General features: G+C 63.1%; 10 protein-coding genes. 9 read left to right on the top strand and 1 reads right to left on the bottom strand.

All coding sequences use genetic code 11. The annotated features are described in order from the left end of the window. The first annotated feature begins 159 nt into the window (after positions 1-159). From KF691_16170 to KF691_16200, 7 genes are all read left to right on the top strand, one after another. Positions 160-1,509 (top strand): UDP-glucose/GDP-mannose dehydrogenase family protein, encoded by a 1,350-nt coding sequence (locus KF691_16170; GenBank protein MBX3390987.1) that lies wholly within the window; start codon positions 160-162, stop codon positions 1,507-1,509. Beyond that, positions 1,506-2,693: a glycosyltransferase family 4 protein gene (locus KF691_16175; GenBank protein ID MBX3390988.1), complete on the top strand. Its 1,188-nt coding sequence runs from the start codon at positions 1,506-1,508 to the stop codon at positions 2,691-2,693. The genes KF691_16170 and KF691_16175 overlap by 4 nt, the downstream gene beginning before the upstream one ends. Positions 2,694-2,747: 54 nt before the next feature. Next, positions 2,748-4,016 (top strand): glycosyltransferase, encoded by a 1,269-nt coding sequence (locus KF691_16180; protein MBX3390989.1) that lies wholly within the window; start codon positions 2,748-2,750, stop codon positions 4,014-4,016. 106 nt (positions 4,017-4,122) lie between these two features. After that, positions 4,123-4,854 carry an FkbM family methyltransferase gene (locus KF691_16185; protein MBX3390990.1) on the top strand — a complete coding sequence of 244 codons (732 nt, stop codon included), beginning with the start codon at positions 4,123-4,125 and terminating at the stop codon, positions 4,852-4,854. Positions 4,855-4,988: 134 nt separating this feature from the next. Beyond that, on the top strand, positions 4,989-6,698 hold the full coding sequence (locus KF691_16190) for an oligosaccharide flippase family protein (protein ID MBX3390991.1): 1,710 nt from the start codon (positions 4,989-4,991) through the stop codon (positions 6,696-6,698). A 148-nt stretch (positions 6,699-6,846) separates the two neighbouring features. After that, positions 6,847-8,121 (top strand): hypothetical protein, encoded by a 1,275-nt coding sequence (locus tag KF691_16195; GenBank protein MBX3390992.1) that lies wholly within the window; start codon positions 6,847-6,849, stop codon positions 8,119-8,121. Between the two features lie 228 nt (positions 8,122-8,349). Continuing rightward, positions 8,350-9,237: an FkbM family methyltransferase gene (locus KF691_16200; GenBank protein ID MBX3390993.1), complete on the top strand. Its 888-nt coding sequence runs from the start codon at positions 8,350-8,352 to the stop codon at positions 9,235-9,237. A 20-nt stretch (positions 9,238-9,257) separates the two neighbouring features. Here the strand turns inward: KF691_16200 and KF691_16205 are convergent, their stop codons facing one another. After that, complete coding sequence (locus KF691_16205; GenBank protein ID MBX3390994.1) at positions 9,258-10,607, bottom strand: nucleotide sugar dehydrogenase; 1,350 nt, start codon at positions 10,605-10,607, stop codon at positions 9,258-9,260. Between the two features lie 218 nt (positions 10,608-10,825). Here KF691_16205 and KF691_16210 point away from each other — a divergent pair, with 218 nt between their 5' ends. Both KF691_16210 and KF691_16215 read left to right on the top strand, forming a co-directional pair. Beyond that, positions 10,826-12,070, top strand: a complete 1,245-nt coding sequence (locus KF691_16210) for a glycosyltransferase family 4 protein (protein MBX3390995.1) — start codon at positions 10,826-10,828, stop codon at positions 12,068-12,070. Positions 12,071-12,975: 905 nt separating this feature from the next. Beyond that, the coding region (locus KF691_16215; protein MBX3390996.1) for a hypothetical protein at positions 12,976-13,155 on the top strand (180 nt) is incomplete at its 3' end.

Genomic DNA, 13,155 nt, shown 5'->3' on the forward strand with positions numbered 1-13,155 from the left:
TTCCGGAATCCGCATATTTGAGACCGGCAATAGGCCTCTCGGTGCGGCGTTGGTCGGTGGTTCGTCGGCTATCCTCCTTCTCCTCGTCTCCGGGACAGAGGCGCCGGCCGACTTCGCCCGGCGGATCCACCACTTCAAACGCTTTGGAGCCCATCCCACGTGCGACTAACGATGGTCGGAACTGGTTACGTCGGCCTCGTCACCGGTGTCTGCTTCGCCGGAACCGGTAACGACGTCACCTGCTTCGACGTGGACGCCCGGAAAATCGAATCCCTCCGCGAGGGACGCTGCCCGATCTACGAGCCCGGGCTCGAAGAACTCCTCGAACGCAACATCAAGAACGGTCGCCTCCACTTCACAACCGACCCGACCGAGGCGTACAAGGACGCGGAGATCATTTTCATCTGCGTGGGCACGCCCAGCGACGACGCCGGACACGCCGATCTCAAGTACGTCCTCGCCGCCGCCGACGATATCGCCGCCGCGTTTAGCCGCTTCCCCGGAAAACCGCGCACTGTTGTTGTGAAATCCACCGTTCCCGTCGGCACGACGCTCAAGGTTCGCGACCGCATCCGCGCCGCCGTGCCGTCCGCGCAGTTCCACGTCGCAAACAACCCCGAGTTCCTCAAGGAAGGCGACGCGATCAACGACTTCAACAAGCCCGATCGCGTGGTCGTCGGCGTCGAGTCCGACGAAGCCGGCGCGCTCTTCCGCCGCCTCTACGACCCCTTCGTCCGCAACGGCCACCCCATCTTCCTGATGGACATCCTTTCTTCCGAAATGGTCAAGTACGCCAGCAATAACTTCCTCGCCACGAAGATCTCCTTCATCAACGAGATGGCAAACCTCTGCGAGGCATACGGGGCCGACATCGGCAAGGTCCGCGAAGGGATGTGCGCCGATAAGCGCATCGGTTCTCAATTCCTCTACCCAGGCCTCGGTTACGGGGGCTCCTGCTTCCCCAAAGACACCCTCGCCTGCATCGCCATGGGCCAGGTCGCCGGCGTTCCCGTCTCCGTCAGCCAAGCCGTTCACGACACCAACCAGAGGCAACGCGACCGCTTCTTCTCGCGCATCGAATCGCATTTCGCATCGACGGGGGACGGCAGTCTGAAAGGCAAAAAGCTCGCCTTCTGGGGCCTCGCGTTCAAGCCCCGCACCGACGACGTGCGCGAGGCCCCCGCGCTCACGCTCATCGCCAAGGCGCTCCGCGCCGGCGCATCCGTCACCGCGTTCGACCCCGTCGCCGCCGAAACCGCAAGCGCCGAGCTCGGTTCCGCGCCGCGGATCGTCGGCGACATGTACGAGGCCGCGACGGACGCCGATGCGCTCGTCATCTGCACCGACTGGGACGATTTCAAAAGCCCCGATTTCGACCGCCTCGGTGCGGCACTCAAGTCCCGAACGATCTTCGACGGCCGCAATCTCTACCGGCCCGATGACATGTTCGCCCGTGGCTTCACCTATTTCAGCGTCGGTCGCCAAGCAAAGGAACATCGCGCGAAATGACCTCCACTCCGGCGACAACTCCGCAGCAGGACGCCCCCACGATCCGCCTCTGCATGTTCCAGCCGGCGCTCCCCAAGTACCGCCTACCCGTCTTCCGCGAGCTCTCTTCCCGGTCCGGCATCAAGTTCCGCCTGTTCTTCTCCGCCGACGAACCGGTCAAGAACGTCGAGCCCGAGGGCTTCGACGGTGAATCGATCCGTTCCCGCACCATCCTCAAGCGGCCGCACCTGATCTGGCGTCAGGCCCAAATCGATCTCGTCGATCTTTCTCGTTTCGATGTGATCATGGGCGGCTGGAACACCCGCTATCTCAGCCTGGTTCCGATGCTTCTGCTCGCCCAAAGGCGCGGCATCCCCACCGTCCTCTGGGGTCACGGTTACTCCAAGCGAGAGTCCTATTCGCGTCGCTTCCTGCGCGACAGCACAGGAAATCTCGCCACCGCGCTCGTCTTCTACGGCGCCACCGCTCGCAACCGCTTCGTCGAACGAAACGGCCGCCCCGAACGCGCGTTCGTCGCCGCCAACTCGCTCGATCAGCGCGAGGTCCAGGCCGCACGCGACGCCTGGCGCGCAAAGCCCGACGAACTCCAGAAGTTCAAGGAGCAGCACGGCCTCCTCCCCGGCCCCGTTCTCCTTTTCGTCTCGCGCCTCAGCCCCGAAAACCGCACCGACATGCTCCTCCAGGCCGGCGCGATCCTTCGAAAAACCTACCCCGATCTCCGCATCGTGATCGTCGGCGGCGGAATGGAGGACGCCAACCTCCGCGCCGTCGCAAAAGACTGCGGCATCGACGACCGCACCATTTTCACCGGCCCCATCTACGAAGAATCAGAGCTCGCACCTTGGTTCCTCAGTTCCGATCTTTTTGTGTATCCGCGAAACGTCGGGCTCAGCCTTCTCCACGCGATGGGATACGGCCTGCCCGTGATCACGACCGACTACGAGCCATCGTGGGCGCCGGAGGTGGATGCGCTCCAGCCCTGGATCAATGGCATGACCTATCAGGACGGCTCGGTCGATGCCCTCGCCCACATCGTCGGTAGCGTGCTCTCCGACCGCGAACGGCTGGACCGTATGAAAGCAAGCGCCTTCCGCACCGCCACGCAGGAATACAGCCTGACAAAGATGGTGGACGGCATGGAAGCGGCCATCCGCTACGCATTCGAGCACCGGCCCAAACGCTAGCCCCCCCTCTCGAACGCCGATACTGTGGCTCCCGAACTTCGCCCAAGGAGCCCGATGCACGTTGTCATCTTTGAGCCCTGCCCGAGAGGCCACCGCTTCACCTATGTGAAACACGTCATCAGCGCGCTCGCCCCGCTCCCGGTCAGGATCTCTCTCGCCACCAGCCCAGGCGCGGCCCAGTGCGAAACCTATCCGGAGCAGCTCGCGCCGCTCGCGTCCCGCTTCGAAATGGTCGAGCGCTACCCCGAAGCCGATCCGACGGGCAAGCTCGGCTTCGCCTGGAACACCGCCGCCTCGCTCGCCCGCGCCGCCGCGGATCTCAGGCCCGATCACATCATCGCGCCCTCGAGCGACGGCGCCCTCGAGATGCTCGGCGCTCGCAGGCTCGCGCTGCTCGCCCCCGCGCTCGCTCGAACCGAGCTCGAGGCGATGGTGATGGGCGCCTCCTGGGTCTATCTCGATCGCGGCTCAATGAGTCGCAGCGCCAGGCGCTGGGCCAAGCGCCGCGCCTGGGCCGCGCTCCTGGGCGCAACTTCGCTCAAGACGCTCCACATCATCGATCCCCTCCTCATGCGTTCGTTCCGCGCGCTCACCCCGAGCATCGCGGCTCGCACCGTTCTCTCGCCCGATCCCGTTGAGGCGATCCCGCACGTCGGAAAAGCCGAAGCGCGCCGCCGCCTCGGCATCGAAGAGTCGGGCCGGCTCATCTCCTGCGTCGGACGTCTCGATGAACGCAAGGGCGTCGACATCCTCATCCGCGCGTTCCTCGCCGCATCGCTCTCGAGCGACGATCGGCTCCTGCTCGTCGGCACGCACATGCCCGAAATCAGATCCCTCCTCGAAGGCGAGGCCGCCGACCTCGTCCGCTCCGGCCGCATCATCTCCCGCGACGGCTACGTCTCCGACGAGCAGATGGTCCTTTCCATCGCCGCGGCGGATCTCGTCGGCGTCACCTATCGGCGCCATCTCGGCTCCGCCAGCATCCTCATCCGCGCCGCCGCGCAGGGTCGGCCCATTCTTTCGTCCGATCTCGGCTGGCCCGGCGAAACATGCCGCCGCTTCGCGCTCGGAACCGCCTGCACCGTTCGCGACCAGGACAACGTCACACGCTCGCTGCGCGAGGCGCTCGAAGCGTCCGTTCAGTTCACGCCCCATCCGGCAGCCAAACGCTTCGTCAAATTCCACAGCATCGAAAACGCCCACGCCTGTTGGGCGGAGCGTTTGCGCCGGCGTCTCGATATCCCCACGCCCGTCCCGCCTCTTACCTGGGATTGGGTCCTGGAAACCGCGCTCCCGCTTCCCGGGGGCGAGCCCCCGCCCTGACGCGAATCGGGTCCGCAATCCGTCGAATCCCACCCCCTCGCGCGGACCGATAAAGTGACGTCAACGCCCCCGGGGCGTTCGCTATCGCATTGGAACGGAGACCACGATGTCCAGGTCCGCCCACAAGATTCTCAACAAGGTTCTCCCGCGGTCGGGAAAGGAGGCGCTCCGCGGCGCCGCCCTCCAGTTCATCCCGACCATGCGCCATCTCGACATGCCGACCCGGATGCGTCACCTCGCAACGCTCGGATTCAACCCCGCCGTGATCTTCGATATCGGCGCCGCCCGGGGCGAGTGGGCCCGCATGGCCCACGAGGTTTTCCCCGAATCCCGGATCGTCTCGTTCGAGCCCAACAAGCGAGAACAGCCGAGCCTCGAAAAGGTCAAGAGCGAAATCCCCAACTTTCAGTACAAGCTCGGCTTCCTCGGCCCCAAGCGCGACACCGTCACTTACTCCGACGAAAACACGCAGACCTCTCTGCTCAGCGACACCAAATCCTCCGGCAACGCCACCGCCGAGATGTACGTCCTCGACGAACTGATCGCTTCGGGCGAGATCCCAAAGCCCGACTTCCTGAAGCTCGACGTGCAGGGTTTCGAACTCGAAGTGCTCAAGGGCGCCGAGAACGCTCTCAAGTCCGGGCCGGCGCTCCTGCTCGAAGTCAGTTTTATTGATTTCTTACCGCACATGCCGCTCATCGAAGACGTCATGAAATTCATGTCGCAGCACGATTACGTCTGGCACGATGTCATGGGCCTTTCCCGCCGGCCCGCCGACGACACCCTCTGGCAGATGGACGTGTTCTTCCTCAAGCGCGATCACCCGATGCGTCGGTGACGCGTCCGTGTCCTATAAGCTCGGTGCGTGCTTCTTCGACCTCCGAAACACGTTCGGAAACACCACCGGATTTTGACGGACCGACCCGTTCTTCGCCGTTTCCATTTCTTCCTCCCTTACGCTCCAGCCCCGCGTTGAGCCGTTCCATCGCCAATCCCGAAGAAGCAAATCCCCAGAGCGCCGCCGCGCCAAAGCCGGACTCCGGCTACGCAAGCAAGGTTCTGCGCGGCTCGGTCTGGATGATCGCCAACACGGTCGCCACCCGTATCGGCAGCTTCGTCTCGCAGATCTTTCTCGCCTGGTGGCTCACCAAATCCGATTTCGGAATCGTCGGAATCGCGCTCGCCATCAGCGGCATCGCCTCCGTCCTCCGCGACGGCGGCGTCCGCCAGATCCTTCTCAAACACCACGATCAACACGACCGCCTCCTGGGCCCGTGCTTCTGGATGGCGCTCGCGTTCAACTCGGTCTTGGCCGTCCTGCTCACCGCCGCCGCTTTCCCCTTCGCCAGCCTCTATAACGACAACCGGCTCATCCTCATGCTCGCCATCATCGGCTGGAGCATCCCGCTCGGGACCGTCGGCGGCATCCTCCTCACCAAGCTCCTCGCCGACATGCGCTATCGCGAGAACGCCTCGGTCATGACCTCGAGCGCGATGGTCCGCTACGTCTCCTCGGTCACCTTCGCCTATTTCGGTCTTGGCCCGCTCTCATTTATTCTCCCGAACGTGCTCTGCGCCCTCGTCGAGAACGTGCTGGCGCTCTACTACTGCCGCCACCGGCCCTGGGCTCTTGCGCCGCACACCAACCAATGGTGGGAACTCTTTCTGCGCTCGCGCTGGGCGCTCGTCGCGGCACTCGGCATCGCCGGCATGAACCAGAGTTCGAGCGCCATGATCGGGCTCGAGGCCCCGCTCGAAGTCGTCGGCATCTACGCGTTCACCTTCTTGATCGTCGTCCAGGTCGGCAGCCTGCTCTCGACCAACATCAATCAGGTGCTCGTTCCGGTCTTCACCCGTCTCGCGGATGAAGAAGACCGCAAGCGCGCCGCGGTCCTGCGCACGCTCCGCCAAGTCAGCCTGCTCGCCACGTTCATGTCGATCGGCCTTGCCGCCACCTACCGGCCATTCGAGTTTCTCGTCTGGCGCCAGCGCTGGGCCGCCAGCATCCTCCCCGTCCAGATCATCGGCGCCGGTTACGCCATTAACGTCCTGCTCTGCATCAGCCTCGCCGTGCAGCAGGCGCGGGGACAGTTCCGCGCCTGGGGCGTCGGGCTGCTGCTCCTCGCGATCGGCACGATGGCCTCCGCCTACATCGGGACGCTGATCGGCAAGCCCCAGCTCGATCTCGCCATCTTCCTCGCGCTCGCCGATTCTTCGTTCTGGCCGTACGTCACCGAGCGCGTCTGGCTCTCCGGTGTCTACATCGCCATCGCCACCGCGAGCTTCGGAGTGATCTCGAGTCTCCTCCACCTCGTCGTCGCGCTCAAGCCTCTGGGCGTCGGCCGCCGCGAAGTCGTCCGGAACGCGCTCACGGTCTGGTCGCTCGGCCTGCTCGCGGGCGCGCTCACGATCGCCACCGACACGGTCGTCGATGATTCCGTCCGTCACGCCTTCGTTCGGATTCTCGGAGAGCGCTTCGGCGTCTCCGCCGCCGAATTCCTTCTCTTTGGTGCCAACGGCATCTTCTACTCCGCGCTCTACGCGATTCTCATCCGCACCGTCATGCCCGAAGCTCTCACCGAAGCCGTGCAGATGATCCCCGCACGCTTCCGCAATCACGCTGCCGCAATCCTGCACCTCGATCTCGGGCCAGCCGCAAAGCCTTCCAACACCCCCGGCTGATTGCCGCGTCTTCTCGCGATTCTCCTGACCGAAATCTTCACGTCCGCTCGATGTCGCGCCAGCCCTGTGCCCACCGACCCGCACAAGGCAATCCCCCGCGGTACACTCCGGCAGCCCTCCGCTTCTCGCGACGCGAATGATTCCGCCCATGGTCCGTGCCGCCCTCACAACTTGCCGCGTCGTCAGCGCCGCGCTCTGGACTCTCGGGCTGCTCCTCCTGTGCGTGTGGCTTGTGGGCAGAGTCTTCAACGACTCCTTTCGCTGGTCGCAATTCATCTACTGGATTCCCAGCATCTTCACCATCCTGGTGGCAGGCCTCGCCTGCGCCTTCGCCCTCTCCATCCAGTTCTTTCTCCGAGGCTACGAGCAACTCAAATCCGGCGGCCCCCCCGAAAACCGTCCCCCTTTCTACAAGCGTTACCCGAGGAACCCCTACGTCCTCCTCTGCTTCGCGTGGTTCCTCTGCGCCGCCTGGTCCGCGCTCTTCGAGCACAACATGCTCCGCGAATGGGGCCTCACCTCCACCGGCCGCAAACACGGCCAGATCGACAACACGCTCCTCTTCTGGAATATCGGCGGCCGCGTCCGCGACGGCTGGATGGACCAGCTCCGACAGATCGATGCCGATCTCATCGTCGTTTCCAACCAGCCCAACTGGTCCGTCGTCAATGATTTCAAATCGCTCGGAAAAGAATCCGCAGACAATCACAAGTACACCACGTTCCTCGCCGGCATCTTCCTCGTTCACACCCGGCTCACGCTCCGCGAGTGGGGCTTCACCACGCTGAATATCGAACCGGGCGTCGGGTTCGATCTCCGGAAACAGAGCGGCCGCTACGAGACCAACGATCCCGGCTACTCCATGTACCTCGTCTTCGACTCCGAAGGAACCGTGAAACAGGGAACCGGCCAGCCCTTCGTCGTCTGGCTCATGGACCTGCCCAGCGATCCCTCGCTCAGCAGGCAGAACGTCACCAAGCAGGCCATCGCAACCCTCGAGTCGTGGCAGGGAACCGCAACCGTCCTTTCCGCCGAGCCCGACTCAAAGGGCGAGCCCCAGTGGATCAACGTCCCCGCCGAGCAGCTCCGCCGCCGCGGCTTCCCTTCTCCCGACGTCATGATGGGCGACTTCAACATTCCGCGAGGCAGCCGCAGCCTCAAGCATCTCACCGGCGACATGGAAAACGCATACGACCAGGCCGGCAGCGGCTACACAGCCTCCTACCCGCGCAAAGTCCCCTTCGCACAGCTCGACGGCCCCGGACTTTTCTCCGCCGTCCGCATGTTCATCCCCAGCGACGTCCCGTTTTTTCACATCGATCAGGCGTTCATAGCGCCCAGCCTGCACGCCACCCGGTACCGCGTCATCAACCTCGGCGCGGGTTCGCACTGGGCCGAGTTCATCGAAGTGCAGGCACGCTGAAACGCCACACGAAGAACTCATTCGCAAGCCTTCCAGAGCTCTTGCCCTTGCTTTCGAATTCTCAACGTATCCGCGTCTCAGCTCACTCAATTACGCAACGGCAAATCGAGTTATCGGTCCACGCACTTGCCGCGCGAAGATACCGCAATTCTGTTTTTTGAGGCCGCATGCCTCTGGCGTTCCATGCCCTCTGTGAGAAGATGTTGCTCACGCGAAGGGAAGGGGAACATGAACGCCGCAGCACTCCGGGACTTTGAATCGTCCGTCAAACTCATGCGCGCAAACGGCGCGGTCAAGGCCGTCAGGCGGCCGATCCGCATGCTCGGCTCCAAGATCCTCGAGCGCCGCGCTCACGCGAGCGGCGGCGCCTTCCCCGTCACCGGCCGCACGTTCTGGGGCGCGCCGTTTCACTCGATCATCCCCGAAGGCGTTTCGACGATCATTTATCGCTACGGCTTCTTTGAGGAAGAGCTGACCCGCGCGTTCCTCGAATTGCTCAAGCCCGGCATGACCTTCTTCGATGTGGGCTCCCACTTCGGTTACTTCTCGCTCCTCGCGTTCGATCTCGTCGGACCCTCGGGCAGCGTGCACGCGTTCGATCCGACTCCGAGCACGTTCGAGATGCTCAAGAAGAACGTCGGCCACCTGAAGAACGTCACGCTCGTCAACGCCGCCGGCTTCAGCCGCGAGGACAAGCTCGACTTCACCGACTTCGGCGTCGAATACAGCGCGTACAACTCGCTCTCCAAAGGCAAAGTCGCTTTCGACAAGTCCAGGCCCCCGCCCACGCCCAAGCACTTCCAGGTCGACGCGATCACGATCGACGGCTACATCGAACGCACCGGCGCGAAGCCGAATCTGCTCAAGATCGATGCCGAAGGCGCCGAGCTCGAAATCCTCAAGGGCATGGAAAAAACACTCCGCGAAGTCAGGCCCATCGTCACGCTCGAAATGGGCGACGTCGGCGCCGCCAAGGGCACTCGCACCAGCCGACCCGTCGTCGATCACATCCTCGCCCGCGGCTACAAAGGCTACGAATACAAGAACGGCGCGCGCTCCGAGCACACCCCGCTCGAAACCTATCCCTACACCAATCTCGTCTTCATGCCGGCGTGACAACCGGACGCAGGAATGCCTTACGCGCGAACCAGCCGCTCGCCCATCTCGCCCGCAAACTTCTTCATCGCGTTGCGTGTATCGACGACCAGCTTCGCGCCCTTCGCCACCGCGCCGTAGTCGAACGCCGTGTGATTCGTCGAGATCAACACGACGTCGAATTTCGCCAGGTTCTCCGGCGTCAAATCGACGCTGTGCATGTCGAGGTTGTACTTCCGCACCGGCTTCGTGTACTTCACGAACGGATCGCTGTAATCAACCTTCGCGCCCATGTCGAGCAAGAGCTCGATCAACTCATACGTCGGGCTCTCGCGCGTGTCCGCGATGTCCGGCTTGTACGCCAGCCCCAGCACCAGAACCTTCGCGCCCTTCGTCGCCTTGCCCTGCTGATTCAACGCCGCCGCAACCTTGTGCACGACATAGTGCGGCATGGAATTATTGACTTCCCCCGCGATCTCAATGAACCGCGCCGGAACCTTGAACTCCTTCGCCTTCCACGTGAGATAGAACGGATCGATCGGAATGCAGTGACCACCCAAACCCGGTCCAGGGTAAAAAGGCATAAAACCGAAGGGCTTTGTACTGGCCGCTTCGATCACTTCCCACACGTTGATGCCCATCGCATCCATGATCGTTTTGAGTTCGTTCACGAGCGCGATGTTCACGCAGCGGAACACGTTCTCGAACACCTTGCTCGCCTCAGCAACTTCGGCGGTCGAAACCGGAACGACGGTTTTGATCGGGCCTGTATAGAGCGCCGTCGCCAATTTTCCGGATTCGGCGTCGAGGCCGCCGACGAGTTTCGGGATCGTGGTGGTTGTGTGACTCTTGCGGCCGGGGTCTTCGCGCTCGGGGCTGAACGCGACGAACAGGTTTTCGCCGAGCGCGAGTTTCACGCCCTTCTTCGCCGCCTCTTTGATGATCGCGGGCAACATGTCCTCGCGCGTCGTGCCCGGGTAGCTCGTCGATTCGAGAACGACGAGTTGGCCGCCGCTCGGATTTGAATTCGCGCCGATCATGATGCCCGTGTTGATCACGAAGCTCAGATCCGGTTCGCCGTGCTGACCGAGCGGCGTCGGCACGCAGACGATGATCGCGTCGGCTTCGGCGAGGCGCTTGGGATCGGTCGTCGCATCGAACTTTTTGCTGCCGACAAACTGCTTGCACAGATCGCCGCCGAGGTGCGGCAGATAGTTCTCGCCCTTTTTCAGAAGGACCGGCTTTTCGGGATCGATGTCGAAACCGAGCACGGGGAAACCGGCTTCGTGGAATGCCGCGAGCAGCGGCAGCCCGACGTACCCGAGCCCGATCACCGCGACCTTCGCCTGGCGACCCTCGATTTTGCTCCGCAGTTGCTCAGCGTGCGACATGCCGCGTGTTCTCCCAGCCTGTTTCTCAGCGACGAAAACGGTCATTCCAACCCCCAAAAAAACGGGTCCGACTATAGAGCCGAAAACCCGGGACAGTCCTGATGCAAGAGTCGGTCCTGGGTCCTGTTGTCCTGGGTCCTTCGTCGAGATTCACCGGTTGAGTCAGGACGCAGGACCACATGACTCAGGACTCAAAGCACCCGACTAACCTCCCAACCATGTCCGAGCCGCCAGCCCCAATCCGAACGATCATCTGCGAGCCGGCGCTCGCTCGATATCGACTTCCGGCGTGGCGCGAATTGGCCTCTCGACCCGCAATTTCGCTGCATCTTGAGTACTCGTCGGACGGGCACGTCCCCAATGTCGATCCAGTCGGAATTGACGGACATTTCACACCAGCCCGCAAAGTCTTCCAGCGTCCGGAACTCTTCTGGCACGCGGGTTATCTGGCCGCGCTCGATTCCAAGTCCTCTGCCACCACGCGCAACTCCACTCCAGATTCTGCCCCCGCCGACGTCGTGATTCTCAACTGGAACGTGCGCTTTCTCGAGAATCCGCTCTGCATCTTGAAAGCACGCCGCAACAAGATGGGCGTCGTCTTCTTCGGACACGGCGTCTCGAAGAACGAAACTCCGGCCCGGCGCAACATCCGCAACGCGCTCGGACGACGCGCCGACTGCATCCTTGTGTACTCAGAATCGGGTCGCCAAGCACTCATCAACGACGGCTTTTCGCCGGAGCGCGTCTTCGTCGCGCCCAACAGCATCGATCAAACCGAGATCCAGGCGGCACGCCGCGACTGGCTCGCGCGCCCGCGCGATCTCGAAGCGTTTCAGCGCACCAACGATCTCGGCCAGAGTTCACCATCGCTCCCGTTCCCGCCGCCCACGCTCATCTTCTGCGCGCGCCTCGACCCGCTGCGCCGGCTCGATCTGCTCCTCGAAGCGCTCCCCACCATCGCGCAGTCGCACCACGGCACGCAGCTTCTCATCATCGGCGGAGGCGAAGATGAGCAGCGCCTGCGCGAGCTTGCCTCGCATCTGAATCTGTTGAACCCGGCGAATGCGCAGTTGCCCCGCGTGCGATTCCTCGGCGCTGTCTACGAAGAGAAGAACCTCGCGCCCTGGTTCCTCTCGTCCGATCTCATGGTCTTCCCTTCGCACATGGGTTTGTCGGTGCTGCATTCCATGGGATACGGCGTCCCCGTTCTCACCTGCAACGACGCGAGCAAGCACGGCCCCGAGTACGACGTCATCAGGCCCGGCATCAACGGCGAGGTCTACGAAGACGGCAGCGTGCCGGATCTCGCGGCAAAGGTCGTCGCGCTCCTCAACGATCGGCCCAAACTCCGGGGGATGTCGGCCGAAGCACTGCTCACGGCGACGCGCGACTACAGCATCCCGAAAATGATCGACGGCTTCGAGGCGGCGATCCGGTTTGCGAATGCCCGCCGCGGGAAGTAGGGCCGCCGTGATTCGAGCCTGGTGATTTCACCACAAAGCCACAGAGAAAACAGAGAAGGCAAAGAAGTTTTTGGCGGAAAGCCCCCTCCCCACCCCCTCCCCACCCCCTCCCCACCCCCTCCCCACCCCCTCCGTCATCGCTGCGCGATGACACCTCCCCCGTTGGGCAACGGGGGAGGACCGGAGTGATGGGCGAATCGGGTGCTGGGGATTTCACCACGAAGAGCACGAAGGACACGAAGAGAAAAGCGGGGATGGGATTGGCGGCGCGGGAAGTGAAGAGGATTCACCGCAGAGTCGCAGAGGACGCGGAGAAGACAAAGCAGTTTTCCGGACGGCCCCCTCCGTCATCGCTGCGCGATGACACCTCCCCCGTTGGGCAACGGGGGAGGACCGGAGTGACGGGCGAATCGGGTGCTGGGGACTTCACCACGAAGGTCACAAAGGTCACAAAGGGCACGAAGGGCACGAAGGGCACGAAGGGCACGAAGGGCACGACGAGCACGAAGGTCACAAAGGACACGGAAAGGACGGCGGGTTGGTCACGCTCCGCCCAGACGCTTTCACGCGCAAACACCTATTCCACAAGCAATTGCATCACCGATCGGAATGCCAAACAAAACCCTTGCATTGATGTTCTTTTTTCGATAAACTATTCGCAGTCGTTCTCTATCCATTCTTCATCGGGGGTTTTCATGGACACTGCTCGCACTGCGCATACACGTACCGACGCTCGCCGAGGGAACGCGGAACGGCGATGCGCGAGGCTGAAGGTACGGAGCAAAAAGCAAACGGACACGGCGCGGCCCGAGGTCGAACCGGATGTGGGAGAGTTCGGCGGGGAAGGGGCTCGCCGAACCTGTGAACCGAACCTGGGCAATCGGCGCGAGCGGGCGGCGAATCGCGTGCCGCCGTCGCGGGATGCGCTGATCCTGCTGGTGCAGGAGATGGCGAAGAAGCTGCATCGCCAGCCGTGCCACAAGGAGCTGCGCGATGTTGCGCGCATCCGCGAAGATGATGCGCGGCGGATTTTTGGGAGTTACTCCGACCTGCTGCGCGCTGCGGGGTTTCGGGGTCAGGTTCGC

The sequence above is a fragment of the Phycisphaeraceae bacterium genome (assembly GCA_019636555.1).
In the GTDB taxonomy this organism is placed as follows: Bacteria; Planctomycetota; Phycisphaerae; order Phycisphaerales; family UBA1924; genus JAFEBO01.

Coding starts and splice junctions, on each gene's coding strand:
- KF691_16175 (MBX3390988.1), top strand. CDS start 1,506: ATGACCTCCACTCCGGCGACAACTCCGCAGCAGGACGCCCCCACGATC.
- KF691_16200 (MBX3390993.1), top strand. CDS start 8,350: ATGAACGCCGCAGCACTCCGGGACTTTGAATCGTCCGTCAAACTCATG.
- KF691_16195 (MBX3390992.1), top strand. CDS start 6,847: ATGGTCCGTGCCGCCCTCACAACTTGCCGCGTCGTCAGCGCCGCGCTC.
- KF691_16180 (MBX3390989.1), top strand. CDS start 2,748: ATGCACGTTGTCATCTTTGAGCCCTGCCCGAGAGGCCACCGCTTCACC.
- KF691_16185 (MBX3390990.1), top strand. CDS start 4,123: ATGTCCAGGTCCGCCCACAAGATTCTCAACAAGGTTCTCCCGCGGTCG.
- KF691_16205 (MBX3390994.1), bottom strand. CDS start 10,607: ATGTCGCACGCTGAGCAACTGCGGAGCAAAATCGAGGGTCGCCAGGCG.
- KF691_16210 (MBX3390995.1), top strand. CDS start 10,826: ATGTCCGAGCCGCCAGCCCCAATCCGAACGATCATCTGCGAGCCGGCG.